Here is a 26,378-nt window from a genome sequence, read left to right as displayed (position 1 = left end):
CGGGCGGGGCGCACCGGGATTGCCCTGCCGGGATGGTGGCTGCCCCAACGTGGGGTCGCCGGAACTGCGCCGGTTCGCCCGAACGCTCCGGCGAACCGGCACCGTTCCGGCGATTTCGACGGGAAGCGACCTACTCCCCGGCCCCGACCCACTCGACCGTGCCGTCGCTGAAGAACTGTTCCTTCCAGACGGGCACTTGGGCTTTGATCCTGTCCACAAGCTCCGAGCACACTGCGAAGGCTTGTCCGCGGTGTGCAGCGGCAACCGCGCAGACGAGCGCAGGTTCGCCCACCTCAAGCATGCCGATCCGGTGTGCTGCCCAGAGACGGACAGGCCGGGCAGCCTCCCCGGAGTGCTCCGCCACGAGCTTCGCGACGACGTCGGCCATGACCTGGTGCGCAGTGGGATGGGCGCTGTAGCTGAGCCTGTCGACAGGCTTGCCGCCGTCGTGGTTCCGGACCACACCGCTGAAGCTCACTACCGCTCCCGCGGTGTCCGATTCCACCGCTGCTATGGCCTGGTCCACGGAAATCGGGACTGCGCTGAGGATCGCGCTGATGACTTCGAAGTCGGTTTCAGTGGTCATGACTTCCCTCCAATTGATCGCAAAGGTGGGCGATGACGGGATCAAGGACGGCAAGGCCGTCCATCACGCCCTTCGGCGAACCCGGCAGGTTCACAATGAACGTCTTCCCGGCTGTACCGGCATGGCCTCGGCTCAGCATCGCCATGGGGGTCTTGGCGGCTCCGGCGCGCCGGATGCCTTCCATGAGCCCTGGTATTTCGCGATCCAGCAAAGGCAGGGTGACCTCGGGAGTGCGGTCATCGGGGCTCAGCCCGGTACCGCCGCTGGTAATGACGACGGCGGGTTCCAGGGTCAGCAGCGCACGGATGGCAGCACCGACCGGCTCGCCATCCGGGACCACCATGACGGGGAAGGTCTCGTAGCCGTGTTCGACCAACCAGTCCAGGATCACGGGGCCGCTCTTGTCCTCGTAGATTCCTGCCGCGGCACGGTTGGACGCGATGACGACGCCGGCCTTCCGCGGACCACGGCGGGGTTCACACGCGTTCATGCTGGCGCTCCTTCGCCGGATGCACCGGTCGAGGCGGGAAGGGCCCAGTCGCCGCTCTTTCCGCCGCTCTTGGCCAACACCTGGATGCCGCTGATGACGGCGTGCTTATCCACTGCCTTGATCATGTCGTAGACGCTCAAGGCGGCCACCGAGGCCGCAGTCAAAGCTTCCATCTCCACGCCCGTGACGCCCCTGGTCTTCACCGTTGCCAGGACAACCACGGTGTCGGGGCCGAGTTCGAAGTCCACAGTGACCTTGGAAATCGGCAGCGGGTGGCACAGCGGGATGAGTTCGGGCGTCTTCTTGGCTGCCATGATGCCGGCAACCCGCGCCACCGCAAGGGCGTCGCCTTTCGGGAGGTCACCGGCGCCGAGCAGGGTGAGCACCTCGGACGTGCTGTGGACGGTGGCGGTGGCGGTGGCCTCCCGCGTGGTCACGGCCTTTTCGGAGACATCGACCATTTGGGCTGTGCCATCCTGGCGCAAATGCGTAAGGGCGCCGCCATCCTGGCGCAAATGCGTAAGGGCGCCGCCATCCTGGCGCAAATGCGTAAGGCCGCCGACGACGTCTGCGGGGTCTGGAGTGTCATTCACAACATCCATACTTCCACTTCCGCCCCGGCGTCGAGTTCCGTGACGGCTGCAGGCACCTGGACCAGCGCGTTCGAGTTGGCGAGCGCATGGATGAGATGGGAGCCGGGGCCCCCTTCAAGCCTGACCATGCCACCCGGAAGAAGCGTGCCCCGGCGGACCTGGTGCTTACCGGCGGGCGAGGTCAGAGACTCCGCAAGGCGCGCCTGCAGGCTCGGACGCAAGGCGGGGCTTCCCACGACGGCGGCGAGCGCCGGGCGAAGGAACATTTCGAAGGACACGAGGCAGCTCACCGGATTGCCTGGGAATCCCAGGAAGGGTAGGCCGTCGAACGTTCCGATCCCCTGGGGGCCGCCGGGTTGCATGGCCACCGACACGAATTCAACCGGCTGGCCCTTCATCGCCTGCCGGACCACTTCGTAGGCGCCCTTGCTGACGCCCCCGGTGCTGACGATGAGATCAATGGTTCCGCTCTGGCTGCGGAGGAGCGCCAGCAGATCGGCGGGATCGTCGCCGCTGATTCCCGTCCGCGTGACGTGGAGGCCGGACTGCAGCATGGCGGCTTCGAGCAGGGTTCCGTTGGAATCGTAGATCTTGCCTTCCGGGAGGGAAGTGCCGGGTTCCACGACTTCATCGCCGGTGGTCACCAGAAGCACGCGCACCGGCGTGCGGACCTCGACGGCGGTCATCCCCAAGGCGGCGAGCAGCCCCAGCTGCCCGGGACCGAGGGCAGTTCCAGCACGCAAGGCAACGGTTCCCGCGGAAATGTCGCTCCCGGCGTCGCGGACGAACGTCCCCGGCTCGGTGGTGGGAAGGCGGACGGTTGCTGCCACCCCGGGCGCAGGGAAGACATCAGGCACCGCCTGTTCGATAGGCACGACGGCGTCGGCGCCCTCGGGCATCATGGCGCCGGTCATGATCGGGGCCGCTGTGCCGGGCATGAGTCGGACCGGAGCCGCGCCGGCCGGGACGGGATCCACCACCGTCAGCTCTGCACCGACGTCGCTCCCTGCGTGAGGCGCAAGGTCCGCTGCGCGGACGGCAAAACCGTCCATCTGGGAGTTGGCGAAGGGCGGCAGGCTGAGCGGGGCCAAGACGTCGGCGGCAAGTACCCGGCCGAGTGCCGCTATCAACGGCAGCTTCTCGGTGCTCTCGTGGTCCGCAAGGCCGGACAGCAGCTCCTGGACGGCTTGGCGGTGGGCTGCGACGGATCGTGCCACGAGGGTTCCTCCCGGGTTGTTTCGCTCAGACCTACTCAGCCTAGTGTCAGTTGGCGGTGACATGGATGGTGTGGAACCCCGTGGCGCCGTCCGGTGCCACAGGGGTTCGGGCTTCGGGCTGCGGCGTACCCGTGGCATCGGTAGCACGGACCTGGACTTCATGGTTCCCCGGGCCCAACTCAAGGCCCAGCTGCCATTGGTACCACGTGTCCGAGGAGATCCCCGGGGCGAGCTTGGCTTCCTGCCAATTGCCCCGGTCGACGCGCAACTCCACCCGGGAAACGCCACGGTGTTGAGCCCAGGCGACACCGCCGAACTGGACCGTTCCGGCCTTGACCGAGCGGCCGTCCCGGGGCACGTCGATACGGGACTGCGTCTTGATGGGACCGTGGTCGCTCCAACCGCGCGGAACCCAGTAGCCCTGGTCGTCAGCGAAACGCGTGACCTTCAGTTCCGTCAGCCATTTGGTGGCCGAAACATATCCATAGAGGCCCGGGACGACCATCCGCACGGGGAAGCCGTGCTCCAGCGGCAACGGTTCGCCGTTCATTCCGACGGCGAGGATCGCGTCGCGATTGTCGGTGAGTGCTTCGAGGGGGGTCCCGGCAGTCCAGCCGTCAGTGCTGCGGGACAACACCATGTCCGCCCCGGGCTTGGGCCCGGCCATGGCGAGGAGTTCGCGGACCGGCCAGCCCAGCCAGAGGGCGTTGCCGATCAGGTCTCCGCCGACTTCGTTGGACACGCAAGCGATGGTCACGTAGCGCTCGATCATCCGCTTGCTCAGCAGCGTGGCGAAATCCAACTGGACTTCGCGCTCCACCAAACCGGTCACCTTGAGGGTCCAGTCCGGCGGATTCACGGCTGGCGGGATCAGCGCAGTGTCGATCCGGTAGAAGTCGGGGTTCGGCGTGACGAGCGGCTGCAGACCCGCCAAGGTGAGCGCAGCGCCGTCGGGAACCTTCTGCGGAAGAGTCACCGGGGCGGGAAGGGCCACCCCGCGACGGAAATCGGATGCCACTGTTCCTGCCCTGCGCACCACTGTCGTCACGATCCCTGCCGCCGCCGCTGCGATCGCGCTTCCACCCAGCAATTGCATAAAGCTTCGGCGGGCCAATGGCATGTCGGCTGCTTCGGGCACGGGTCGCCAGGTTTCGAGCCGCTGGATCAGGAGCCGGAGGAAAAGCATGGTGACTACAGTGGCCACGACGGGGGCAATTGCCGCCGTGGGCGCGGCTTGGGCACGGGTCAGCACGGCGGCCAGCCCCGCCGCTCCAGCGAGCAAGGCAAGCGCGAGCCCCGCTCCCTTTCGCCGATACTCCAGGAGGCCGGCGACCGCTGCGAGGACCAAGGTCACCAGGGCGATGCTGACGATCAAGGCAAGTTTGTCAGCGGTGCCGAAAAGGTTGACGGCCAGTTCCTTGGCCCAACCCGGCACGGCGTCGATCACCACACCCCCCAACGCGGTAACGGGCGAGACGGACGGGCTCAGGAACCCGGCCAGCAACTCGCCGGCCGCCACCCCGAGTCCGATGGCCACCACGCCGCACGCCGCCGCCCATCGGGCCGCCGTCCTGGTACCGGCTTTCTTCGAAGTGGTCCTGCTCATGATGTGCCTGCCTGTTTGGGGCTCTCTGCCGGAATGGTGTCCGCGGGAACTGTCTGTATCGGAAATACTTCGGTGCGGGATGGGGTTGCCCGTGCACCCGAGGGAAGGCGGAGCGTGAAACGGCAGCCCTCGCCCGTGTTCGCCACCATGACAGTGCCGCCATGCGCCTTCACAATGCCTGCCACCATGCTGAGCCCTACGCCTGCCCCGCTGTATCGCGGCGGACCCCCTTCGACGGGCATTCCCGCTCCCCGGGAACGGTCCTTTTGCCAACCGGTCTCGAAAACGTGGGCGAGATCCTCGTCGTCGATACCGCCGCAGCTGTCCACGACGTCGACGACGGCGTCGCTTCCGTCGCGTCCGACGCGAACCAGGACCCCGCCGTCGGGCCGGCTGTAGATAATAGCGTTGAGCAGCACGTTCCGGACGGCCCTTCCCAGGCTGGGGCCGTCCGCGACGGCCATGCACTCGCGGTCGCCGCCGCCGTCGAGCCGGATGCCGCGCTGGGCGGCGAGCGGCGCGAGATCGGCGATGGCGTCGCTCACGAGGTCGTAGAGGTCCAGGGATTCAGCGCTCAGCCGGAGCGTTCCGGCCTGGATTTTGGATAGTTCCAGGAGGTCGTTGACCATGACCGCCATCTGGTCCGTCTGGGCGATGATCTTGCGGTAGTACGCGGGGACGTCGGAGGCCATGCCGTCTTCCAGCGCTTCGGCCATGGCCCGCATGCTGGCCAAGGGGGTCCGGAGGTCGTGCGAGATCCAGGAGACCAGTTCGCGGCGGGCGGTTTCGACGGCGGCTTCCCGTCGCCGGGATTCCTCGAGTTTGATGCTGCTCGCTTCGAGTTCCTGGGCGAGCTGGGCAAGCTCGGAGTTCATTGCCGGTCCGGCCCGCCGCGATGCTGATTGTTGCAGGAACGAGCCATCGAGGGCTTCTCCGCTGCCGAGGCGTCGCGTTGCCGCCACAAGGCGGATAGCGTTGCGGGACACCCCGGCCCCGAGGACCAGGGAAATCGCGATCGCCACGACCGAGGCCACCCCGAGGATGTACCACATGACTTCGAGGTCCACGGCGGAAATGAACATCGCATTGAAGGCGCTCACCATCCCTGCCACGAGAACAGCAACGGTGGCCACCACCACGAGGCAAATCTGCACCAGGATCGACGCGCCGCGCAGGAAACGCAGCAAGGCAAGGGTCAAGGCGCCGATGAGGACAGCCCACAGCAGCATCCAGCCCAGGATCGTGAACATTTCAGCTGCCTGCATGTCCACCTTCCTTCGCGTCAAATCGATAACCGACTCCCCAGACCGTCCTGAGCAGCACCGGGGTGGTCGGATTGTCCTCGATCTTTTCGCGCAAGCGCCGGACGTGGACCGTCACGGTGGACAAATCCCCGAAGTCCCAGCCCCATACTGCCTTGATGAGATCCTCGCGGCTGAACACTTGGTTGGGCCGACGGAGCAGGAACGCCAGCAGATCGAACTCACGCACCGTAAGCATCAGGGGTTTGCCGTCCTGGAGCACTGTGCGCGAGGCCGGATCCAATTCGAAGCCGGCGAGCTCCACGGGAGGTTCCGGGCTGAATTCCCGGATGCTCCGGCGCAACACGGACTTCACCCGGAGGACCAGCTCGCGGGGTGAGAAGGGCTTGGTAACGTAGTCGTCCGCTCCGGTTTCCAGGCCCAGGATCCGGTCGTCTTCCGTGCCGAGGGCTGTGACCATGATGATGGGAACGCTCATGGCGAGGCGCAGCCTGCGGCACACTTCCACGCCGTCCAGTCCGGGCAGCATCCGGTCCAGGATGACAAGGTCGGGCCGTCTGGCGGCCGCGAGGCTCAGCGCCGTGAAGCCGTCGCCCGCGAGATCGACCTGGAAACCTGCCTGGACCAGGTAGTCCCGGACGACGTCGGCGATGGTCTGTTCGTCTTCGACCAGAAGAATGCGCCGATTGCCGAGTTCGGCAGCGTGCGGGCCGGGCTGCATGTTCACACCTTCAGCATAGATTCGCGTGGTGCCCGTGGTACGGGTTCCGGGCGCCGCAGGGCCAACCGTTTGCATTCCGTAAGAAGTCACGTCTTGCGTTGCCTTCCCCGGGAGCGGACGACGAACATGACCGGTGGGCGATATCACGCTCGGGCGTTGCCTGGCGTAGCCTGAACCCATGAGTGTTCAGCTAGGCATGCCGTTGCCCCCCGCGGGCGACGGGACGGGAAGCAGCGTGTCTGCGCCCCCGCCGCGCCCTGCCGGAACTCCCCCGGGTCTGTTCGACCGTTACGGACGCCGGGCCACCGATATGCGCTTGTCCCTCACCGACAAGTGCAACCTGCGCTGCACGTACTGCATGCCGGCCGAGGGCCTCGAATGGTTGTCCAAACAGGCCGTCATGACCGCCGCCGAGATTGTCCGGCTGGTGCGGATCGGCGTCGAACAACTCGGGGTCCGCGAACTTCGCCTCACGGGAGGCGAGCCCTTGGTGCGTGCCGACCTCGTGGACATCATCTCGGCCCTCCGCGAGGCGCACCCCGACCTGCCGATCTCCATGACAACCAACGGCGTCGGACTCGACAAGAAGGCGGCAGGGCTCAAGGAAGCCGGGCTTACGCGCATCAACGTGTCCCTCGACTCCCTCCACGAAGAAACGTTCACGAAGCTGACCAGGCGCCCCTTCCTGGGCAAGGTGCTGGCCGGCGTCGATGCCGCCTGGGCTGCAGGCCTGGGTCCGGTCAAGATCAATGCCGTCCTCATGCGGGGAATCAACGACGCCGAGTCGCCTGAGCTCCTGGCCTGGGCTTTGGACCGCGGCTATGAACTGCGCTTCATCGAGCAAATGCCGCTGGACGCCGATCACGGTTGGACCCGGCGGGATATGATCACCGCAGCCGAGATCCGCGAACTGCTTTCACGCGACTTCGCGCTGACCCCGGACCCGCGCGAACGCGACGGCGCACCGGCGGAACGGTTTGAAGTACGACGGCGGGACCCGGCATCTGCCGAAGCCACGGGTCCGCTTCTGGGCACCGTCGGCATCATCGCCTCCGTCACCGAACCGTTCTGTTCCGATTGCCGGCGCACAAGGATTACCGCCGAAGGCAAGATTATGAGCTGCTTGTTCTCCCGCGAGGAATTCGACCTATTGGGACTACTTCGCTCCGGAGCGGACGACGAGGAACTCGCCCAACGCTGGCAGGACGCCATGTGGATCAAGCCCAAGGCACACGGCATGGACCACACCGGACTCGGCGCACCCGACTTCGTCCAGCCGGACCGTAGCATGAGCGCCATCGGAGGGTAAGAATTTGCTCGTAAGATACTTCGCTGCCGCGCGCGCCGCGGCAGGAGTCGAAGAGGAACACCACGATCTTCCGGAAGGAACCGGCCTGGACGGACTGATCGCGGCAGTGCTCGCCGTCGAACGTCCGGAACCACCGGCCGGAACACCGCCACTGGCCCGGATCATTTCGCGCAGCAGCTTCCTGCGCAATGAGGTAGCAGTCCGCGACCGTTCGGCCGCTCTCGGCGCGGACGACGTCGTCGACGTCCTCCCGCCGTTTGCCGGGGGCTAAGCCGGCCACGGCGAAGAGTGGTTCCCCGGGTCGAAGGAGCCTACGCTGTGCCTATCCGCGCAACAGCAAAGGAACAGCCATGTACACCCTCCTGATCGAACACGCTGTGAACGACTTCGGCGCATGGAAGCGGTCGTTCGACTCGGATCCGGCAGATCGCGCAGGCTCCGGCGTTGTTTCCTACAGGGTCTTCCGGCCTGTGGACGATTCGCAGCGCGTCTTGATCGAGCTTGATTTCGCCGAGCGGGAGCAAGCTGAATCAATGCTGGACACCTTGCGGACAAAGGTGTGGAGTGGACCTGGACGGCCGGCGTCGCTCGACGGCATGCCCGATGCGCGGATCGTTGAGTCGATGGAGGCCAGGATCCTCTGAATGCCGTGCCTGCTGGATGTGGGCCTTAGACGCGCCTGCAGACAGAGATCATGAACGGGCTGAACGTCGGGGCATCCCCGAGCCTCAGTTCCGCCATGTGGGTCAGCACGCCGCCGTCGACCTTGAAAGTGTGCCTCGCGGTCCCGCGAGGGCTGCGCCGCTCAAGCCGCAGTGTGCCGTCCTGCCAATGCCCCCGGGCCGGAGCTTCGGGTGGCCGGCCCATGCTGTCCACGTAGTACCACAAGGTGTCCCCGTGGTCCGGGTCAACGGTAAAGACACCGTGCCCCTCGAAATGGGTGCCATCGGGCTCAATGTGCCGGTAGCTCTGAACCAAGGCGTAACCTCCTGCCGCGCGCGAGAAAGTCACTTCGGCGTCGGCGGTCCGGGCCGGTCCCCACGGCGACGCCGAGAGCTCGGTACTCCCCCGCCAATGCCCTAGGAACGCCTCCAACGCAGTGTGTGCATGACTCTTCAATGGCTCGTTCATGGCGACTCCTGCGCAAGACGATGGATACGTCACCATCATGTTCCCGATCGAGCAGGCACGTCCAGCCTTCCCCACGCCGGACATGCCCCCTCTTCCAAACCAGGAATGGACATATGAGGGCTATGTCCACTCCTAGGCTCCAGCGGGGGACATGTCCCCTGTGCGGTGCAATGTTCCCCGCCGGACATGCCCCCTCTTCCAAACCAGGAATGGACATATGAGGGTTATGTCCACTCCTAGGCTCCAACGGGGGGCATGTCCCTGTGAGAGTGCGGAGTTCAGAGGCCGAACGTCTCTGTTTCTTCGAAGGGCCCGACGACGGTCACGGTGCGGGGGGCTTCGGCGAGAACCCGGGCGAGTTCCTGGACCTGCTCGGCGGTGACGGCCTTGATGCGGGCCAGCGTTTCGTCGATGTCCTGGAATTCGCCGGAGACGAGTTCGGCGCGGCCAAGGCGGGACATCCGGGATCCGGTGTCTTCAAGGGCCAGGACGATTCCGCCGCACAATTGGCCCACGGCCTTGCGCAGTTCCTCGTCCGTGATTCCGTCAGAGGCGAGCTTGTCCAGTTCGGCGCCCAGAAGTTCCAGAACCTGCTTGACCTTCGACGGCGTGCAGCCGGCGTACATGCCGAAGTAGCCTGCGTCCGCGTAGGCGGAGGCAAAGGAATAGGTGGAATAGACGAGGCCCCGCTTTTCGCGGATCTCCTGGAAGAGGCGCGAAGACATGCCACCGCCAAGGACCGCGTTCAGGACGCTCATCACGAAGCGCCGATCGTCGGTAGCCACGATCGAGGGGCAACCCATGATGATGTTGGCTTGCTCCACGGGACGCTTGATCACATGCAGCCCTGCGGTACCGGTGATATCCGCCCGCTCGGTGGAACGGCGCTCAACGGGGGCAGCGGTGTCCTTCAGCTCCCACCCGGCAGTCCGCAAGGCATCGACCACGAGCCGGCAAACGACGTCGTGGTCCAGGCCGCCCGCCGCGGTGATGACGATTTCGTCCGGCCGGTAGTAGCGCTGGTAATGTGCCCACACGGAATCGCGGGACACGGCCTTGATGGCGGCAGGGGTGCCACCGATCGGGCGTCCCAGCGGATGCACGCCGAGTACGGCGGCCACGAAGTTTTCATGTGCGACGTCGGTGGGGTCATCGCTGTCCATGGCGATTTCCTCAAGGATCACGTCGCGTTCCTGTTCAAGTTCCGAAGGATCCAGCACGGCGCCGGTGATCATGTCGGCAATGACGTCGATGGCCATGGGGAGGTCCGTGTCCAGTACCCGAGCAAAGTAGCACGTGCTTTCCTTCGCCGTGGCCGCATTCGATTCACCGCCGACCTCGTCGAAAGCAGACGCGATCTCGAGGGCGGTGCGCTTCCTGGTGCCTTTGAACAGGAGGTGCTCGAGGAAGTGGGTGGAGCCGTGCTGGCCGTCTGCCTCGTCCCGGGAGCCGACTCCCACCCAGAATCCGATGGTTGCCGAACGCTGCCCGGGCATGGCCTCAGTGAGTACCCGGACGCCTCCCGGAAGCACTGAACGCCGGACAATGGAGCCACCTTCGGCGCCATGGATCAATTCGCCGCCGGGCACGGTCTGCGCCAATGGGAGGGGTACGACAGTCATCAAGACCTTTCAGTTCTGCGGGAAATCACGGGTGCCAAATCTGGCTGCAATCGTACCAGCGGGCGCATCGCCCGCGGGACGGGAATTCGTTGTTAAACCGGGCAGGACCGGTGGACATGTCCACCGGTCCTGCCGCGTGTTTGCCGGTTAAGGCTACTCGGCGGAAACTTCAGCCTCTTCGGCGGGAGCTTCTTCAGAGGCGGCGCCTTCTTCCTCGGCCACAACCGGGGAGAGGGAGAGCTTGCCGCGGTCGTCGATCTTGGTGATCTCGACCTGGATCTTCTGGCCCACGGAGACAACGTCGTCGACGTTGTCCACGCGCTTGCCGCTGGCCAGCTTGCGCAGCTCGGAGATGTGCAGCAGGCCGTCCTTGCCCGGGGTCAGGGAAACGAACGCACCGAAGGTGGTGGTCTTGACGACCGTGCCCAGGTAACGCTCACCGATTTCCGGGATCTGCGGGTTGGCGATGGCGTTGATCGCGGCGCGGGCTGCTTCTGCAGACGGACCGTTGGTAGCGCCGATGTAGACCGTGCCGTCGTCCTCGATGGAGATGTCGGCGCCGGTGTCTTCCTGGATCTGGTTGATCATCTTGCCCTTGGGGCCAATGACCTCACCGATCTTGTCAACGGGGATGTTGACGGCGATCACGCGCGGTGCGAACTCGGAGAGCTCGTCCGGAGTGTCGATAGCGGCGTTGATGACGTCCAGGATGTGCAGGCGGGCTTCGCGGGCCTGCTTCAGGGCTGCAGCCAGGACCGATGCCGGGATGCCGTCGAGCTTGGTGTCGAGCTGGATGGCCGTGACGAACTCGGAAGTACCGGCAACCTTGAAGTCCATGTCGCCGAAAGCGTCTTCGGCGCCGAGGATGTCGGTCAGGGCGGCGTAGCGGGTCTGGCCGTCAACCTGGTCGGAAACCAGGCCCATGGCGATACCGGCAACAGCGGCCTTCAGCGGCACACCTGCGTTGAGCAGGGACAGCGTGGAGGCGCAGACGGAACCCATCGACGTCGAACCGTTGGAGCTGAGGGCCTCGGACACCTGGCGGATGGCGTACGGGAACTCCTCGCGGGACGGCAGCACCGGAACCAGGGCGCGCTCGGCGAGTGCGCCATGGCCGATTTCGCGGCGCTTCGGGGAACCGACGCGGCCGGTCTCGCCGGTGGAGTACGGCGGGAAGTTGTAGTTGTGCATGTAGCGCTTGCGCGTGACGGGAGACAGCGAGTCGATCTGCTGTTCCATCTTGAGCATGTTCAGCGTGGTGACACCCATGATCTGGGTTTCGCCGCGTTCGAAGATGGCGGAACCGTGAACGCGCGGCAGGACCTCTACCTCGGCAGTCAGCTGGCGGATGTCCGTCAGGCCACGGCCGTCGATGCGGATCTGGTCCTTGAGGATGCGCTGGCGGACAACCTGCTTGGTCAGGGAGCGGAAAGCTGCGGACAGTTCCTTCTCGCGGCCCTCGAACTCGCCCGCGAGGGCACCAAGGACCTCGTCCTTGAGTTCGTCGGAGGCGTTGTCGCGGTCCTGCTTGTCGGCGATCTGGAAGACAGCAGCAAGCTTCTCAGCAGCGGCAGCTTCAACAGCGGCGTAGGCGTCCTCCTGGTAGTCCAGGAAGACCGGGAACTCGACCGTCGGCTTGGCAGCGCGGGCGGCCAGGTCAGCCTGGGCCTCACACAGGGCCTTGATGAACGGCTTGGCGGCCTCGAGGCCCTCGGAAACAACCTCTTCGGTGGGAGCGGTGGCGCCCTGTTCCTTGATGAGGTTCCAGGAGTTGTCGGTGGCTTCGGCTTCAACCATCATGATGGCGACGTCGTCGCCGGCGATGCGGCCGGCAACAACCATGTTGAAGACGGCGTTCTCAAGCTGGGAGTGCTTCGGGAAAGCAACCCATTCGGTGCCTTGTTCGTCGGCGACGAGGGCGACGCGGACGCCACCGATCGGACCGGAGAACGGGAGTCCGGAGAGCTGGGTGGACATGGACGAGGCGTTGATGGCCACCACGTCGTAGAGCTCGTCCGGGTTGATCGCCAGGACGGTGACGACGATCTGGACCTCGTTGCGCAGGCCCTTGACGAACGCGGGGCGCAGCGGGCGGTCCATGAGGCGGCAAGCCAGGATTGCTTCGGTGGACGGGCGTCCTTCACGGCGGAAGAACGAGCCCGGGATGCGGCCGGCGGCGTACATGCGCTCTTCGACGTCGACGGTAAGCGGGAAGAAGTCGAAGCCTTCACGCGGGGACTTGCCTGCGGTGGTTGCGGACAGCAGTGCGGTGTCTTCGTCGATGTAGACCATCGCGGCGCCGGCTGCCTGCTTGGCGAGGCGACCTGTTTCGAAGCGGATAACACGCTTGCCGAAGCGACCGTTGTCGATGATGGCTTCTGAGAACTGGATTTCGGGACCCTCCATTGAGAGTCACCTCCGTTTCTTGTTTAGCGGAAGTCCTCCCGCATCGACCCAGGCCAGCGTCTGTTCCTGGCCTGTACGACACCCGGTCATCGATCGAGACCCACGGGCTGCGCCTTCATCACAGAAGGCTGTTCCCGGGGATCACTACCGAGGACCGCGAATGCGCGATGCGGTTGAACTCCTGTTAAGTGTTGGATTTAGTTATGGAGAAAAGGCGGCCCGGTCCGCGGAGGATCGGGCCGCCCGAAGTCAAACTAGCGGCGCAGGCCGAGGCGCTCGATGAGCGCACGGTAGCGGGCAATGTCAGTCTTCTTGAGGTAGCCCAGCATGCGCTTGCGACGACCAACCATAGCCAGCAGACCGCGCTGGGTGTGGAAGTCGTGCTTGTGCTCCTTCATGTGCTCAGTCAGATCCTTGATCCGCTGAGTCAGGACTGCAATCTGGACCTCCGGCGAACCAGTGTCGCCCTTGGACGTTGCGTATGCCTCGATGATGGACTGCTTAACAGCGGCTTCAAGTGCCACGTGAACTCCTAGAGTTGTGCCGTGCGTCCCGATTCAGCGCCTCGCTGCCGGGTTGTGATGTGCCGATGACCGCACACAAAACAGGTCCAGCCGCCACGGACTGCAGCCGGATCCATCCCTCAGTTTACCGGCAGCCCGGCAATCTTGTCGAAAGCTGCCGTGTGACCCTCCTCAAAGAGGAGCGCCACTCACTGCCCGATCTCGGTCCGGACGGCGAAAAGCTCAGGGAAGAACGTCAAATCGAGCGCCTTCTTCAGGAAGGAAACGCCGCTTGAACCTCCGGTTCCCGTCTTCATGCCGATGGTCCGCTGCACCGTACGGAGGTGCCGGAAGCGCCACAACTGGAAGTTGTCTTCCAGGTCCACCAGTTCCTCGCACGCTTCGTAGGCCGGCCAGTTGTCTGCCGCGTGTTCGTAGATGTGCTTGAAGAGGGGCAAGAGCTCAGGGGCGAACTCGTGGGCATGGGTCACATCCCGGTCCAGGACGGACCGTGGAACGTCGTAGCCGTGCCGGTCCAGGTAAGCGAGGAATTCGTCGTAGATGCTCGGGGCGTTCAGGAGCTCCTCCAGCATGGTCCTGGACTCCGGATCCGATTCGAACACCGGCAACATCTTGGCGTTCTTGTTGCCGAGGATGAACTCGACAGCGCGGTATTGGCTCGACTGGAACCCGGAGGCATTGCCCAGGAAGCCGCGCAACTGGGAGTACTCGGTGGGGGTGAGCGTGGCGAGCACCGACCATTGCTCGGTGAGCGTCTTCTGGATGTGCTTGACCCGTGCGATGGCCTTGAGCGCGGAGCCGAGGTCGTCCTGGCGCAGCCAGGCGGCCGCGCTGCGGAGCTCGTGCAGGACCAGCTTCAGCCAAAGCTCGGTGGTTTGGTGTTGGATGATGAACAAGAGCTCGTCATGGTGCTCGGGCTGGCTGACAGGTTGCTGGGCGCTGAGCAGCAAGGGCAGCTGCAGGTAGGAGCCGTAGCTCATGCGTGAGCTGAAATCCTTGACGATGCCTTCGTCGAGTGGCCGGGTGTTCTTCTCAACGCTCACGGTGCGGGGCTACTTGTCCAGCAGGAGATCGTGGGCCTGGACGACGTCCAGCCGCATCTGCTCTACCAGGGCCTCGGGTCCGCGGTAGGCCACCATGCCTCGGAGCCGGGCCGTGAATTCCACCACGACGGTCTGGCCGTAGAGGTTGAAGTCCTCCACTGCCTCCTCCGGGCGGTCGATCACGTGGGCTTCCACCTGGCGGCTCACGCCGTCGAACGTGGGGTTGGAACCCACCGAAATCGCGGCGGGCCAGCGGGTTCCGGATTCGTCCACGAGCCAGCCGGCGTAGATTCCATCCGCGGGTACGTAGCCCGTGGCGCCGTGGTCCAGGTTCGCCGTGGGAAAGCCCAGGGCGCGTCCACGCGCCGCCCCGTGGACCACTTCGCCGCGCATCCTGTGCGGGCGGCCAAGGACAGCGGCCGCGGTCTCGACGTCGCCCTCGGCGAGAGCCTCGCGCACCCAAGTGGAGGAACAGCGGCGGTCCGTGCCGCCGTCGTCGTGTACTGGAAAGCCCTCCGCACCGAACTCATTGACCACGTGGACGCCGAATCCGAGTTTCTTGCCCAATTCCTGCATAGTGCCGACGTCGCCGGAATTTCCCACCCCGAAACGGAGATCGTGGCCCACAACAACGTATGCCGCGTGAAGCCCGTCGAGCAGGACGGTGACGACGAATTCCTCGGGCGTCATGGCCGCAAGCGTGAGGTTGTATTTCATGACGAGGACGGCGTCCACGCCCGTGTCGGCCAAAGCATCGAGTTTGTCCTGCAGACCCATGAGGAGCTCCGGTGCGGAGTCGGGCCGGTGGACCAGGGCCGGGTGGGGATCGAACGTCACGACGACGGACCGCGCGCCATGCTGCCCTGCTGTGCGCAGAAGCTGCGTCAGCACCTGCTGGTGTCCGCGGTGGACGCCGTCAAAGTTGCCGATGGTAACGACGCTGGGACCGAAATCCTCGGGGACCTCGGTGGGATCGTTCCAGATGTGGACCATCAACCTCGCCTTTTACTGCTGGTATTCGCTATGCCCGGTGCCTGGTCCGGCGCCGGAATTCTCTAAGGTTACCCGCTATCCCGGGGCTGGCATGCCCGGGTGGCAGGGCCCCGATTTCTAGTGCGGGAGCCGTGCCGGGCGCCGACGGTAGAGCCACAACAGGCCCAGGACCGGCAGGATCAACGGTACAAAGCCGTATCCGCGTCCGAACAAGGACCACACGGTGTCGTGCGGGAAAGCCACAGGATCGAAAAGGCTGATGGCGCCAACCACCACCACTCCGACCATCTCCACGAGGACGGCCGCCAGCGATACCTTGAACCACGTGCGGCCCGGCTTCGCAAGGGAGACTGTGGCCACGATGTACACCACGGCGGCGAAGGCCGAAAGGATGTGGGCCAAGGGAGCATCCGGGAACTTGGTCAGGATCTGATAGCCGGCACGGGCCGTGGCCGAGATCGCGAAAACCGCGTAGACCGCAATCAGCAGCCTCCCGGGCCCGGTATTGCGGGTGTCCCGGTTCTTTTTCTCGGTGGTTTCAACAGTCACTTCGTGTGCTTCTTCCAATGTCAGTACCAGATCTGGTTCATGCGGGCCGCCATGACCAATGCGGTGACGCCCACGGCGCCCAGGACGAAATTGCTCCAACGGGTCCGTTCCAGGATGGACCAGTACACCGCGACGACAGGGAGGATGAGCGCCGTGATGATGTAACCCCAAAATTCCCAGGGCTCCCCCGCGATCTTTTCACCCATCGCCACACGGATGATCGATCCCACCAGATAGACCAGCAAGACGAGTTCGACGGCGGCAACGGACAGTATGGTGACGTCGTTGGGGGCCTTCTTCATGATGCCCGCCACGACGCAAATGATGGTGGACAGCAAACCCACTACCAGGACGGCGTAAAAGTATCCGTCCATGGCTAGTGTGCCTGCTTTTCGTTGTCAGGCGCGAACACCAGGACGGGCTTGGCGAAACTCCCCGCATCGGCCAACAACGCCACGAGTTCCCCTGACGGTGAAAACGCGGCCGCCGGGTTCTCGGCGGTGGCCGCGTCGGCTGTGCCGGCAGCGGGTCCCGCCGCGATCCTGCGGCCAAAGGAGATCTCGGTGGCTTCGGCGTCGCTCAACTCCCGGTTCGGCATGAGCGCGCGGGCCGCGGCGGACATGTCGAGGACTTCCAGTTCCTCGGCAAGCTGTTCGAGGGTGCGGGCCTGCTCCAGGGTGTACGGCCCCACTTGGGTGCGGCGCAGCGCCGTGAGATGGCCGCCGACGCCGAGAGCCGCGCCAAGGTCGCGTGCCAGCGCGCGGATGTAGGTGCCCGAGGAGCACTCGACGGTCACGTCGATGTCTACTACCCTGCCGTCGTCGACCCTCCGGATGGCGTGGATCTCGAAACGGTGGATGGTCACGGGCCGGGCGGCGAGCTTGACCTCTTGCCCCGAACGCACGCGCGCGTAGGACCGTTCGCCGTTGACCTTGATGGCGCTGACGCTGCTGGGAACCTGCTGGATCTCGCCGCTGAGCTGCGCGACGCCGGCGCGGATGGCTTCCTCGGTGACCCCGGCGGCGCTGCGGCTTTCGGTGATGTCGCCTTCGGCATCGTCCGTGATGGTTGATTCGCCGAGCCGGACGGTGGCGGAGTACGTCTTGGAGGTGCCGACGATGTACGTCAACAGTCGCGTGGCCTTGTTGATACCAATCACAAGCACCCCGGTGGCCATGGGGTCCAGGGTCCCTGCATGGCCCACTTTCCGGGTACCGGCCAGTCGCCGCATCCGTCCAACCACATCGTGGCTGGTCCATCCTTGCGGCTTGTCAACGATTACCAGTCCAGAAAGCACGCCTCCCAGTATATCCGCGCCGGGGCATGCATCCTGCGGCCCGCGGCTTCCCTGTACGGTCCGGGACCGCGGCTAAGATGGCTCCTATGCCTGAGCTTGCCGCACACGTCGACGAAGTGCCCGTGAACCAGATCCGCGAGATCACCGAGGCCGCGTGGAGCACCCCCGGGGCGATTGTCCTCAGCATCGGCGAGCCCGGCTTCGCGCTGCCCCGCCACATCCTGGACGCGGGGATCGCGTGCCTGGACAGGGACGAGACCAACTACACCCCCAATGCCGGTATCCCGGCCCTGCGTGAGGCCTTTGCCGATCGGTTCCGGGCACACAACAAGGTGGACGTCGGGGCAGAGCGCGTGTACGTCGTGGACGGAGCCCAGCAGGGACTACACTTCGCCATGAGCCTGCTCCTCTCCCCCGGAGACGAGATCCTGATTCCCAACCCCGGCTATCCCACTTTTGCCATGACGAGCCATTTGCTGCACGCCGTCCCGGTGCGGTATCCGCTCTACCCCGAGCACGAGTTCCAACCCCGCATCGAGGACATCGAGGGACTGATCACGCCCCGGACCAAGGTTTTGGTCCTTAATTCCCCGTCCAATCCCCTGGGCGCGGTGATCTGCGAGGAAACGACGCGCCAGCTCGTGGAATTGGCCGTCAAACACGATTTGTGGATCATTTCGGACGAATGCTACGAAGCCTTCACCTTCGACGTTCCGCACACGAGTCCCGCCCGCTTCGACAGCACCGTTCCCGGGGAGGCGCGGGTCTTCACGTCCCTGACCTTGTCCAAAACGTATGGGCTGACCGGACTGCGGATCGGCGCGCTCGTTTGCCCTCCGGGCCTCGAACGGAGGATGAACAACGTCATGGAAGCGATCGTTTCCTGCGTGGCTTCACCTTCCCAGTATGCTGCGGTCGCGGCGCTGACCGGCCCGCAGGACTATGTGGACACCGCGCGGGAGCATTACCGTTCCAACCGCGACGCCGCCTCGGCAGTGCTTGCGGAAAAGGGCATTCCCTTCCTGGGCGCACAGGGGGCTTTCTATCTCTGGGCGGACGTCTCCCATGTGAGCGGAGGGAACGTGCGTACTTGGGTGCGTCGGTTCCTCAGGGATTCCGGCGTGGCGGTGGCGCCGGGCACCGCGTTCGGTTCCATCGGCGAGGGGTGGATCAGGATCGCGTTGTGCGGTGATCAGCAGCAACTGCTCGACGGCGTCGGGCGGCTTCCGGAGCGCGTTTAGGGGCGGCGCTTTAGGGCCCGGCGCTTTGCTTGGCGGCCGCCGCTTTCAGTATGCGGTCCGGTTTTTGTGCCCGCGCCAGGCATCGAAAGGAGCCTCCGATGCGGCGACCTCCTTATGTTGGACGGGCAACAGTTCAGGCCTGTTGCCGTCGAAATATTCGTAGAACACCGCATCGTCGAAGCCTGCGGCTGCGGCCCCGTGCCGATCCGCGGCAAAGTAGACCCGGCTTACGCGGCCCCACAGGGCGGCGGAGAGGCACAAAGGGCATGGTTCGCAGCTTGAGTAGAGCACCGAGCCGCTGAGATCAAAGCTTCCCAGTTCAGACGCAGCCCGCCGGATGGCTACCACTTCGGCGTGCGCTGTGGGGTCGTTGTCGCGGGTGACCCGGTTGACGCCGTCATGGAGCCGTCCGTCCGGGGTGACCACGACGGCGCCGAAAGGGCCGCCGCCGTCGGCCACGTTCTGCACCGCGAGCCGCAGGGCGTGTTCGAGGTAGTCTTCGGGACTCTGAGCTGAATCGTGCGCCGACATGCTCCGATCTTAGCGACGGCCCATCAATTTGGCCCTGCTTTTCACGGTTAAACAAGAAGGACCGGATCCGGCAGTCCTAAGAACTGCGGATCCGGTCCCACCCGGGAAGCGCTGGGCTACTTGCCGCTGTCTTCGTCGATGTCTTCATCGGCACGGAGGTCGATGTCTTCTTCATCAAAGTCGTCTTCGTCGATGTCCGCATCCTGCGGGGAATCGCTCTTGTACGGGTCCGCATCGCCTGCGTGCTTGGCGCCGGCGGCCAGGGCGGCCACCTCGGCGTCGCGCTGCTTGGCGGTGCGCAACAGCTCCTCAAGGTTCGAGGCGTTGACCGGAATGAGGTCGGCAACGAATTCCAAGGTAGGAGTCAGCCGCACGGTGATGTTCCGGCCCACTTCCTGCCGCAAAACACCCTTGGCCTTCTCCAACGCCCGAACAGCATCAGAGTGAGCGGCTTCGTCACCGAAGACGGTGTAGTACACGGTGGCGTGCTGAAGATCGTTGGTGACGCGGGCATCGGTAATAGTGATGCCCTCAACCCGAGGATCCTTGATCCGCCGGCCCAGTGCCTCAGCAACAACAACCTTAATCCGCTGCGCCAACTTGGCAGCGCGTGCCGGATCAGCCATTTCTACTCCTAAATTTCGCGTACGACGGCGCGTTAGCAACTTGCGTACTTAAGTTCTGTATGCGCGACGCGCCTAGTGCGAGTCTACGACCGGCCGCCGCGTTCCTCGGAGGCCGTTGGAGCCGATATGGGGGCCCGGGAGTGGCATCGGGCCTGCCGGAGCTGGGTGGCTGACGTCGCAAGACGTCAGCCACCCAGCGAAGGGGCGGGGCCCCCATATCGGCGGAAAGGGCCGGGGCCGCCGGAAGAATCCAACGGCCCCGCCCTCTATTTTTCGTCCTTAGACGCGCGGCTTTTCGCGCATCTCGAAGGTCTCGATGATGTCACCCTCGTTGATGTCGTTGTACGAGCCAAGACCGATACCACACTCGAAGTCCGTGCGGACCTCGGTGGCGTCGTCCTTGAACCGCTTGAGCGTCTCAACGGTGAGGTTGTCGCCGATGACCTTGCCATCGCGGCTGACGCGTGCCTTCGTGTTACGGCGGATGATGCCCGAGCGCACGATGGAACCGGCGATGTTTCCGAACTTGGAAGAACGGAAGACTTCGCGGACCTCGGCGGTACCGAGCTGGACTTCCTCGTACTCCGGCTTGAGCATGCCCTTGAGGGCCAGCTCGATGTCATCAATTGCCGAGTAGATGACGGAGTAGAACCGCATGTCCACGCCTTCGCGATCGGCGAGGTCGGCCACGCGCTCGGCGGGCTTGACGTTGAAGCCGATGATGATGGCGTTGTCCACCGTGGCGAGGTTGACGTCGTTCTGCGTGATGGCACCCACACCGCGGTGGATGACGCGCAGTTGAACGTCTTCGTCGCCGACGTCGATCTTGAGCAGTGCGTCTTCGAGGGCTTCGACGGCACCGGAAACGTCACCCTTGAGGATGAGGTTGAGGGTGTCGATCTTGCCCGCCGCAACTGCCTGGTCGAAGTCTTCCAGGCTGATGCGCTTGCGACGCTTGGCCAGTGCCGCGTTGCGGTCGGCTGCTTCACGCTTTTCAGCGATCTGGCGGGCCGTACGCTCGTCAGAGGTCACCAGGAAGGTGTCACCTGCACGCGGTACGTTGGACAGACCCAGGACCTGGACCGGACGGGACGGAAGCGCGACGTCGAGGGCGTTGCCGTCTTCGTCAAACATGGCACGGACGCGGCCGTGGGCGGTACCGGCCACGATCGTGTCGCCAACGGCCAGCGTACCGGACTGGACCAGGACGGTGGCCACGGAACCGCGGCCCTTGTCCAGGTTCGCTTCGATGGCAATGCCTCGAGCGTCCTTGTCCGGGTTGGCGCGCAGGTCCAAAGCGGCGTCTGCGGTCAGCAGGACGGCGTCGATCAGTTCGTCGATGTTGATGTTCTGGCGGGCAGAAACCTCAACGAACATGGTGTCGCCACCGTATTCTTCGGGAACCAGACCGTACTCGGTGAGCTGGCCCTTGACCTTGTCCGGGTTCGCACCTTCCTTGTCGATCTTGTTGACCGCGACGACGATCGGCACGTTGGCCGCTTGTGCGTGGTTGAGTGCTTCCACCGTCTGCGGCATGACGCCGTCGTCGGCTGCGACAACCAGGATGGCGATGTCGGTGACCTTGGCACCACGTGCACGCATGGCGGTGAACGCCTCGTGACCGGGGGTGTCAATGAAGGTGATGTCGCGCGGAGTGCCTTCGTGGATGTGGCTGATCTGGTAGGCACCGATGTGCTGCGTGATGCCGCCGTGTTCGCCGGCAACCACGTTGGTCTTCCGGATGGCGTCGAGCAGTCGGGTCTTACCGTGGTCGACGTGACCCATGACGGTGACAACCGGGGGACGCGGTTCGAGGACGTCGTCGCCTTCGGCTTCCAGTTCGGCATCAAGGTCGATGTCGAAGGAGTCGAGGAGCTCGCGCTCTTCGTCTTCCGGCGAAACTACCTGGATCTTGTAGCCGAGTTCAACACCGAGCAGGCCGAAGGTGTCTTCGTCCAGCGACTGCGTAGCCGTTGCCATTTCACCGAGGTGGAACAGCACGGTCACCAGTGCGGCGGGGTTCGCCTCGATCTTGTCGGCGAAGTCCGTAATGGACGAGCCACGACGGAGCCGGACTACGGTGTTGCCGTCGCCGCGGGGTACGGATACGCCGCCCAGCGACGGAGCACTCATCTGCTCCAGTTCCTGACGCTTTGCACGCTTCGACTTGCGCTGCTTGCCGCGTCCTGCGCCACCCTTGCCGAAGGCACCTTGGGTACCGCCGCGTCCGCGGCCACCCTTGCCGAAGCCACCGCCGGCGGGAGCTCCGCCACCGGTGCCTGCGCCAGGAGCGCCACCCGGACGGCCGGGGCCGCCACCACCGGGACGGCCAGCGCCACCCGGACGGCCTGCGCCACCGGGAGCGGGACGCTCGGTGCGGTTGGGCATCATGCCCGGGCTGGGACGGTTTCCTGCGGGGCCACCTGCCGGACGCGGAGCGCCCGGACGGGGAGCACCGGGGCGCGGAGCACCCGGACGCGGACCACCGGAACCGGCTGCGGGGCGGGGACCGCCTGCGCCGGCCGCGGGACGCGGACCGCCGGGACGTTCGCCGTCGGTGCGGCCACCGGAACGGGGCATGCCCTGCGATGTTGCGAAGGGGTTGTTGCCCGGACGGGGAGGACGCTCGCCGTCGCCACGGCCGCGGGGCATGCCCTGCGAGGTCGCGAACGGGTTGTTGCCCGGACGGGGGCCGCCGGGCCGCGGTGCCTGGCTGCCCGGACGTGCCGGGGCAGGGGCTTCGGCCCTGGGTGCCGGACGGGCACCCGGCTTTGCGGAAATAGGACTTGCTGCAGCTGCGGGAGCCGCAGGCGCTGCCGGGGCGGGGGTCTCAGCCTTGGGGGCGGGAACCGGAGCCTTGGGCGCAGCGGGGCCCGGAGCCGGGCGGGATGCTGCGGGTGCGGCAAGTGCCCCGGGGGCTGCAACGCGAGCAACTGCCGGGGCAGCCGCCTTTGCAGCGCCGGCACCCGGGTAGGCGTCGCGAAGCTTCTTCACGACCGGTGCCTCAATTGTCGAAGAGGCGGAGCGAACGAATTCGCCCAGTTCCTGCAGTTTTGTCACTGCATCTTTGGAAGTAATACCGAGCTCTTTGGCGAGCTCATGTACGCGGACCTTGGCCACATTTCTCCTGTCTCGGTCCGCACCGAGCCAGGCACGAACCGTCTAATTCTTACTGCGGGCCCCTGCCGCGAACGCGGCGGATAGGCCCTGTGCAGAGCGCAACAAAGTTGTCATCGTTGCGCACTCATCGCTGGGAACTCATCGGGTTTCCATCAGTTTTCTGACCCGCTTTCAGGTTTGGACGGTTTTCCTGCTTTCACGGGGTGTCCGCAGGGGGTATGACTGCCGCCAGGTAGCTTTCGACGGCGGTGACTTCACTTGCGCCCGCGAGGGCCCTTGCGAAAGCACGCCGTTTGCTTGCCAGCGTCAGGCATGTGGTGCTGGGGTGCAGCCACGCACCCCGGCCAGCCATCCGGTGTCGTTCATCCACCAGGACGACGGGTGACCCGCCGCCTTCGGCGACAAGCCGGATCAACTCGGTCCGCTTGCCTTGTTTCCGGCATCCGATGCAGGTGCGCACAGGCTGGTGCCTGGTGTGAAGCAGTTCAGTCACTGGGTGTATCAACCTGCCTCAGTGTCTTTACCTGTCTTCTGCTGTTCTGCTTTGCTCGGCGCCCGCCCTTGCCTTGTCGGGATTATTGTCCAACAAGTCGCGAGCACGCCAAAGCGCGCGGATACCGGGCATAGGCCCGGTTCCATCTATTCTAAGCCCCCGAGGGCCCGGCCACCGAATCCACAAGGTACAAGGATCCGGGGCCGGGCGCCGTTTGGTGTGTTTAGTTGCCCTTGGCCGGAGTGGCGTCCGAGACGATGTCGATCCGCCAGCCGGTCAGCTTGGCTGCGAGGCGGGCGTTCTGGCCTTCCTTGCCGATGGCGAGGGAGAGTTGGTAGTCGGGAACAACCACCCGGGCGGAGCGCGTGGCTTCGTCGGTGATAGTGACGGAATTCACGCGCGACGGCGACAGGGAGTTGGCGATGAAGGTCGCCGGGTCTTCGCTGAAGTCGACGATGTCGATCTTTTCGTCGTTGAGTTCGGTCATGACAGCGCGGACGCGGGAGCCCATTTCACCAATGCAAGCACCCTTGGCATTGATGCCGGGAGTGTTGGCTTTGACGGCCATCTTGGTCCGGTGTCCGGCTTCACGTGCCAGTGCAACGATCTCGACGGAACGATCCGCGATCTCCGGGACCTCCAGCTCGAAAAGCTTCCGAACGAGCCCCGGGTGGGAACGCGACAGCGTGATGGAGGGTCCCTTGGCGCCGCGGTGGACGTCCACCACAAACGCACGCAGGCGGTTGCCGTGGGTGTACTTCTCCCCCGGCACCTGCTCGGGCGGCGGCAGCAGGGCTTCCACGGAACCGAGGTTCACCTGGATCATGTGCGGATTGTTGCCCTGCTGGATCAGGCCGGCGACGAGTTCACCTTCACGGCCCTTGAATTCGCCGAGGACGTTGTCGTCCTCGACGTCGCGCAGGCGCTGCAGGATGATCTGCCGTGCGGTGCTCGCCGCAATGCGGCCGAATCCCGCAGGAGTGTCCTCGAACTCGCCGATGGCTTCGCCGTCGTCGTCGATTTCCGTGGCCCAAATGGTCACGTGCCCGCTCTTGCGGTCCAGCTCCGCGCGGGCCTTTTCGAAAGCGCCCGGCGTCTTGTGGTAAGCCACCAGGAGCGCCTGCTCGATGGTGGGAATCAGGAGGTCCAGCGGGATTTCACGCTCACGCTCCAGGAGTCTCAGCGCACTCATGTCAATATCCATTAGGCCTCCTCGGAAGGTCTGTTGTACTCGTCTTCCAGCACGGCCTCGTTGAGGTGGCTGAACTCTATCTCGACTTTTCCTTGGCGGATCCTGTCGAAAGGAATCTTCACGGGTTCGCCCTGCTTGGACTTCATGCCCTTCTTGACCTCTTGCTCGGGAACCAGTGTGACGCCGTCGTCGTCGACGGACTGGATACGGCCCGTCAGGTTCTCTCCCTGGATCACGTTGACCTTGACCATGCGTCCGCGGGCCCGGTGCCAGTGGCGGGGCTCCGTGAGGGGCCGGCCGACGCCGGGCGAGGAGACCTCGAGGTCGTAGGGGCGGCCGTCGGTGCGGGGATCGTTGTCCAGGATGTCAGAAAGGGCCCTGGAGATTTCCGCGATGACGTCCAGGCTGACTCCGCCGGTTTCCTCCTGGGGCAAGTCGATGACCACGTGGACTACCCGGTGCGAACCGGCAACCTGGATGGCAACATCCTCAAGATACAGCCGGCTCGCCAGGACGGCAGGCTCCAGAAGCGCCTTCAGCCTGCTCTCCTCGGGGTTGCGGACCTCGTGTTGTGCTGGACTTGTCGGATCCGTTCCAGCCTGGTCTGTTGAAGTCGTGGCTTCCGAATGACTCACTGGCCAGCCGCCTCCCGATAGATGATGTTGTGACTACTAGCTTAACGATATTTACGGCGGCGTGGTGCACGGGGCCCCTCCGCGGGGAGGCAAGTTGTCCGTGGGCGTGACACCATAGTCTGTTGTGAAGCACGAGACTGTTGAGAAACCACGGAGCCAAGGCTGGATGAGGGCGCTCCTGCTGGCTTTCCTCGCAGTCCTCGTCCTCGGAGTCGGCGCCGTGCTTGTCCCGCGGGACGCCGGAAGGCCCCAAGCGGTGCCGTTTTCCGAAACTGCCCGTTCCGAAGCGCTCTCTTCGACCGAGACGCTCCTGGGCAGCGCATTGCTCTTGGAGAGCACGGACACTGTGATGTTGCTGACAAGCCAGGCGCAGGCGCTGCTCCCCCCTTCGAACTCTTCGGCATCGAATACCCCCACGGCTTCCCCAAGCCCCCGTGCGACCCAGGACCGCCCAGCGCGGGCCGGCTTTGTCTCCGCGCTCGCCTCGAGCGCTTCCCGTCGCTTGGCGGACGCCGCGAACGCCGACGGCGGCATGGCACGGCTGCTTGCCGCCGTCGGGACCGCCCAGCTGCTTGAGTCATCGCGGCTGGCCTCAACGTGGGGCTTGCCGCTACCGGCAACCCCGGCCGGGGCGAGTACCGCGCCGACACCGCCGCCGAGCTGCCCTGCCTCGGCGGGCACGTCGACTGCACCGACACCCGGAACGGCGCCCACCAAGGCCGATCTGCCCGCAGCCCTTGCCGCCGTCGTCAGCTCCGAACAGGAGGCGGTCTATGCCTACCAAGTGGCCCTGACCAAGCTGGACGCGAAGGCGTCGGCAACGGCAGCCACCTGGTTGGCGCGCCATCAGGAGCTGCTCCGGGGAGCGGAGGCCCAGGGCCGGCTGCATTGCATCGCCACACCTCCGCGGGAAGCCGGCTATCGCCTGCCTGCCACTTTCGCCGCCAAACCCGGGCTCGCGTTGGGAAGCATGGAGGCCAGCTCGATGACTGCCTATGCCGACCTCGTGGCGTTGTCGGACGGCGAGACGCGCCAATGGGCCATCGTCGGGCTTGTCGACGCAGCCAAACGCAGCCAGGCCTGGGGAACTCCGGTTGGCCCCTTCGCCGGACTTTCGATCGACAACACGGCGCTGCCCCCGCTGCCGACCGGCACTCCGGCTCCATAGGAAAGCCTTTCTTTGCTGGCGGC

The 26,378-nt window shown here is 65.1% G+C and carries 27 protein-coding genes; 5 read left to right on the top strand and 22 right to left on the bottom strand.

The features are described 5' to 3' along the window. Window positions 1-130: 130 nt before the first annotated feature. Genes ABH924_RS10125 through ABH924_RS10095 form a run of 7 tightly spaced genes read right to left on the bottom strand, consistent with a single transcriptional unit; the run spans window position 131 to window position 6,475 of the window. A complete protein-coding gene (locus tag ABH924_RS10125) occupies window positions 131-586 on the bottom strand; it encodes a molybdenum cofactor biosynthesis protein MoaE (RefSeq protein WP_404498496.1) in 456 nt (151 codons plus the stop codon). Next, window positions 576-1,076 carry a MogA/MoaB family molybdenum cofactor biosynthesis protein gene (locus tag ABH924_RS10120; protein WP_404498494.1) on the bottom strand — a complete coding sequence of 167 codons (501 nt, stop codon included), beginning with the start codon at window positions 1,074-1,076 and terminating at the stop codon, window positions 576-578. Before ABH924_RS10120 ends, ABH924_RS10125 begins: the two co-directional genes overlap by 11 nt. After that, window positions 1,073-1,678: a cyclic pyranopterin monophosphate synthase MoaC gene (gene moaC, locus ABH924_RS10115; protein WP_404498492.1), complete on the bottom strand. Its 606-nt coding sequence runs from the start codon at window positions 1,676-1,678 to the stop codon at window positions 1,073-1,075. Before moaC ends, ABH924_RS10120 begins: the two co-directional genes overlap by 4 nt. After that, window positions 1,666-2,886 (bottom strand): gephyrin-like molybdotransferase Glp, encoded by a 1,221-nt coding sequence (glp, locus tag ABH924_RS10110; protein WP_404498490.1) that lies wholly within the window; start codon window positions 2,884-2,886, stop codon window positions 1,666-1,668. The genes moaC and glp overlap by 13 nt, the downstream gene beginning before the upstream one ends. A gap of 46 nt (window positions 2,887-2,932) precedes the next feature. Continuing rightward, on the bottom strand, window positions 2,933-4,492 hold the full coding sequence (locus ABH924_RS10105) for a molybdopterin-dependent oxidoreductase (protein ID WP_404498488.1): 1,560 nt from the start codon (window positions 4,490-4,492) through the stop codon (window positions 2,933-2,935). Next, window positions 4,489-5,757, bottom strand: a complete 1,269-nt coding sequence (locus tag ABH924_RS10100; protein WP_404498486.1) for a sensor histidine kinase — start codon at window positions 5,755-5,757, stop codon at window positions 4,489-4,491. The genes ABH924_RS10105 and ABH924_RS10100 overlap by 4 nt, the downstream gene beginning before the upstream one ends. Next, window positions 5,744-6,475 (bottom strand): response regulator transcription factor, encoded by a 732-nt coding sequence (locus ABH924_RS10095; RefSeq protein WP_404498593.1) that lies wholly within the window; start codon window positions 6,473-6,475, stop codon window positions 5,744-5,746. The genes ABH924_RS10100 and ABH924_RS10095 overlap by 14 nt, the downstream gene beginning before the upstream one ends. A 178-nt stretch (window positions 6,476-6,653) precedes the next feature. Between ABH924_RS10095 and moaA the strand changes: the two genes are divergently transcribed. From moaA to ABH924_RS10080, 3 genes are all read left to right on the top strand, one after another. Further along, window positions 6,654-7,784 (top strand): GTP 3',8-cyclase MoaA, encoded by a 1,131-nt coding sequence (gene moaA, locus ABH924_RS10090; RefSeq protein ID WP_404498484.1) that lies wholly within the window; start codon window positions 6,654-6,656, stop codon window positions 7,782-7,784. 4 nt (window positions 7,785-7,788) lie between these two features. Continuing rightward, window positions 7,789-8,055 carry a MoaD/ThiS family protein gene (locus ABH924_RS10085; RefSeq protein ID WP_234753108.1) on the top strand — a complete coding sequence of 89 codons (267 nt, stop codon included), beginning with the start codon at window positions 7,789-7,791 and terminating at the stop codon, window positions 8,053-8,055. A 79-nt stretch (window positions 8,056-8,134) separates the two neighbouring features. After that, complete coding sequence (locus ABH924_RS10080; RefSeq protein WP_404498482.1) at window positions 8,135-8,428, top strand: hypothetical protein; 294 nt, start codon at window positions 8,135-8,137, stop codon at window positions 8,426-8,428. A 25-nt stretch (window positions 8,429-8,453) separates the two neighbouring features. On the opposite strand, the gene ABH924_RS10075 is transcribed toward ABH924_RS10080, so the two are convergent. The 9 genes from ABH924_RS10075 to truB form a co-directional block, all read right to left on the bottom strand. Then, complete coding sequence (locus tag ABH924_RS10075; RefSeq protein WP_234753106.1) at window positions 8,454-8,915, bottom strand: DUF1579 family protein; 462 nt, start codon at window positions 8,913-8,915, stop codon at window positions 8,454-8,456. 278 nt (window positions 8,916-9,193) lie between these two features. Next, window positions 9,194-10,537: a M16 family metallopeptidase gene (locus ABH924_RS10070; RefSeq protein WP_404498479.1), complete on the bottom strand. Its 1,344-nt coding sequence runs from the start codon at window positions 10,535-10,537 to the stop codon at window positions 9,194-9,196. 153 nt (window positions 10,538-10,690) lie between these two features. Then, window positions 10,691-12,943, bottom strand: a complete 2,253-nt coding sequence (locus tag ABH924_RS10065) for a polyribonucleotide nucleotidyltransferase (RefSeq protein ID WP_404498477.1) — start codon at window positions 12,941-12,943, stop codon at window positions 10,691-10,693. Window positions 12,944-13,197: 254 nt separating this feature from the next. Next, window positions 13,198-13,467: a 30S ribosomal protein S15 gene (gene rpsO / locus ABH924_RS10060; protein ID WP_028266602.1), complete on the bottom strand. Its 270-nt coding sequence runs from the start codon at window positions 13,465-13,467 to the stop codon at window positions 13,198-13,200. 188 nt (window positions 13,468-13,655) lie between these two features. Then, entirely contained in the window at window positions 13,656-14,510 is an 855-nt protein-coding gene (gene kynA / locus ABH924_RS10055; RefSeq protein ID WP_404498475.1) for a tryptophan 2,3-dioxygenase, read from the bottom strand. Window positions 14,511-14,519: 9 nt separating this feature from the next. Beyond that, the gene (locus tag ABH924_RS10050) at window positions 14,520-15,503 is read right to left on the bottom strand and encodes a bifunctional riboflavin kinase/FAD synthetase (RefSeq protein WP_404498473.1); all 984 of its coding nucleotides are present in this window, start codon (window positions 15,501-15,503) and stop codon (window positions 14,520-14,522) included. Window positions 15,504-15,620: 117 nt separating this feature from the next. Further along, the gene (locus tag ABH924_RS10045) at window positions 15,621-16,070 is read right to left on the bottom strand and encodes a hypothetical protein (RefSeq protein WP_372460967.1); all 450 of its coding nucleotides are present in this window, start codon (window positions 16,068-16,070) and stop codon (window positions 15,621-15,623) included. A gap of 2 nt (window positions 16,071-16,072) precedes the next feature. After that, window positions 16,073-16,426, bottom strand: a complete 354-nt coding sequence (locus ABH924_RS10040) for a hypothetical protein (RefSeq protein WP_404498471.1) — start codon at window positions 16,424-16,426, stop codon at window positions 16,073-16,075. A 2-nt stretch (window positions 16,427-16,428) separates the two neighbouring features. Then, window positions 16,429-17,349 carry a tRNA pseudouridine(55) synthase TruB gene (truB, locus tag ABH924_RS10035; RefSeq protein ID WP_404498469.1) on the bottom strand — a complete coding sequence of 307 codons (921 nt, stop codon included), beginning with the start codon at window positions 17,347-17,349 and terminating at the stop codon, window positions 16,429-16,431. A gap of 86 nt (window positions 17,350-17,435) precedes the next feature. On the opposite strand from truB, the gene ABH924_RS10030 reads away from it, so the two are divergent. Then, window positions 17,436-18,590, top strand: a complete 1,155-nt coding sequence (locus ABH924_RS10030) for a pyridoxal phosphate-dependent aminotransferase (protein WP_404498467.1) — start codon at window positions 17,436-17,438, stop codon at window positions 18,588-18,590. 45 nt (window positions 18,591-18,635) lie between these two features. Here the strand turns inward: ABH924_RS10030 and ABH924_RS10025 are convergent, their stop codons facing one another. From ABH924_RS10025 to rimP, 6 genes are all read right to left on the bottom strand, one after another. After that, a complete protein-coding gene (locus ABH924_RS10025) occupies window positions 18,636-19,121 on the bottom strand; it encodes a nucleoside deaminase (RefSeq protein WP_404498465.1) in 486 nt (161 codons plus the stop codon). Window positions 19,122-19,237: 116 nt separating this feature from the next. Beyond that, the gene (gene rbfA, locus ABH924_RS10020; RefSeq protein WP_234753096.1) at window positions 19,238-19,747 is read right to left on the bottom strand and encodes a 30S ribosome-binding factor RbfA; all 510 of its coding nucleotides are present in this window, start codon (window positions 19,745-19,747) and stop codon (window positions 19,238-19,240) included. A 279-nt stretch (window positions 19,748-20,026) separates the two neighbouring features. Beyond that, on the bottom strand, window positions 20,027-22,867 hold the full coding sequence (gene infB, locus ABH924_RS10015; protein ID WP_404498463.1) for a translation initiation factor IF-2: 2,841 nt from the start codon (window positions 22,865-22,867) through the stop codon (window positions 20,027-20,029). A gap of 196 nt (window positions 22,868-23,063) precedes the next feature. Then, a complete protein-coding gene (locus tag ABH924_RS10010; RefSeq protein ID WP_404498461.1) occupies window positions 23,064-23,360 on the bottom strand; it encodes a YlxR family protein in 297 nt (98 codons plus the stop codon). Window positions 23,361-23,583: 223 nt separating this feature from the next. Further along, window positions 23,584-24,564 carry a transcription termination factor NusA gene (nusA, locus tag ABH924_RS10005; RefSeq protein ID WP_078105700.1) on the bottom strand — a complete coding sequence of 327 codons (981 nt, stop codon included), beginning with the start codon at window positions 24,562-24,564 and terminating at the stop codon, window positions 23,584-23,586. Then, on the bottom strand, window positions 24,564-25,187 hold the full coding sequence (gene rimP, locus ABH924_RS10000) for a ribosome maturation factor RimP (protein WP_404498458.1): 624 nt from the start codon (window positions 25,185-25,187) through the stop codon (window positions 24,564-24,566). Before rimP ends, nusA begins: the two co-directional genes overlap by 1 nt. Window positions 25,188-25,353: 166 nt before the next feature. Between rimP and ABH924_RS09995 the strand changes: the two genes are divergently transcribed. Further along, window positions 25,354-26,355 (top strand): DUF4439 domain-containing protein, encoded by a 1,002-nt coding sequence (locus ABH924_RS09995; RefSeq protein WP_404498456.1) that lies wholly within the window; start codon window positions 25,354-25,356, stop codon window positions 26,353-26,355. The last annotated feature ends 23 nt before the right edge of the window (window positions 26,356-26,378 follow it).

This window comes from Arthrobacter sp. GAS37, from assembly GCF_044908325.1.
Lineage (GTDB): Bacteria > Actinomycetota > Actinomycetes > Actinomycetales > Micrococcaceae > Arthrobacter > Arthrobacter ramosus.
This window is presented reverse-complemented; position numbering and strand designations above follow the sequence as displayed.

Coding starts and splice junctions, on each gene's coding strand:
- ABH924_RS10100 (WP_404498486.1), bottom strand. CDS start 5,757: ATGCAGGCAGCTGAAATGTTCACGATCCTGGGCTGGATGCTGCTGTGG.
- ABH924_RS10070 (WP_404498479.1), bottom strand. CDS start 10,537: ATGACTGTCGTACCCCTCCCATTGGCGCAGACCGTGCCCGGCGGCGAA.
- ABH924_RS10040 (WP_404498471.1), bottom strand. CDS start 16,426: ATGGACGGATACTTTTACGCCGTCCTGGTAGTGGGTTTGCTGTCCACC.
- ABH924_RS10050 (WP_404498473.1), bottom strand. CDS start 15,503: ATGGTCCACATCTGGAACGATCCCACCGAGGTCCCCGAGGATTTCGGT.
- ABH924_RS10025 (WP_404498465.1), bottom strand. CDS start 19,121: ATGTCGGCGCACGATTCAGCTCAGAGTCCCGAAGACTACCTCGAACAC.
- ABH924_RS10075 (WP_234753106.1), bottom strand. CDS start 8,915: ATGAACGAGCCATTGAAGAGTCATGCACACACTGCGTTGGAGGCGTTC.
- nusA (WP_078105700.1), bottom strand. CDS start 24,564: ATGGATATTGACATGAGTGCGCTGAGACTCCTGGAGCGTGAGCGTGAA.
- ABH924_RS10095 (WP_404498593.1), bottom strand. CDS start 6,475: ATGCAGCCCGGCCCGCACGCTGCCGAACTCGGCAATCGGCGCATTCTT.
- moaA (WP_404498484.1), top strand. CDS start 6,654: ATGAGTGTTCAGCTAGGCATGCCGTTGCCCCCCGCGGGCGACGGGACG.
- ABH924_RS10120 (WP_404498494.1), bottom strand. CDS start 1,076: ATGAACGCGTGTGAACCCCGCCGTGGTCCGCGGAAGGCCGGCGTCGTC.
- ABH924_RS10125 (WP_404498496.1), bottom strand. CDS start 586: ATGACCACTGAAACCGACTTCGAAGTCATCAGCGCGATCCTCAGCGCA.
- ABH924_RS10105 (WP_404498488.1), bottom strand. CDS start 4,492: ATGAGCAGGACCACTTCGAAGAAAGCCGGTACCAGGACGGCGGCCCGA.
- ABH924_RS10065 (WP_404498477.1), bottom strand. CDS start 12,943: ATGGAGGGTCCCGAAATCCAGTTCTCAGAAGCCATCATCGACAACGGT.
- ABH924_RS09995 (WP_404498456.1), top strand. CDS start 25,354: ATGAGGGCGCTCCTGCTGGCTTTCCTCGCAGTCCTCGTCCTCGGAGTC.
- ABH924_RS10030 (WP_404498467.1), top strand. CDS start 17,436: ATGCCTGAGCTTGCCGCACACGTCGACGAAGTGCCCGTGAACCAGATC.
- ABH924_RS10080 (WP_404498482.1), top strand. CDS start 8,135: ATGTACACCCTCCTGATCGAACACGCTGTGAACGACTTCGGCGCATGG.
- moaC (WP_404498492.1), bottom strand. CDS start 1,678: ATGGATGTTGTGAATGACACTCCAGACCCCGCAGACGTCGTCGGCGGC.
- rbfA (WP_234753096.1), bottom strand. CDS start 19,747: ATGGCTGATCCGGCACGCGCTGCCAAGTTGGCGCAGCGGATTAAGGTT.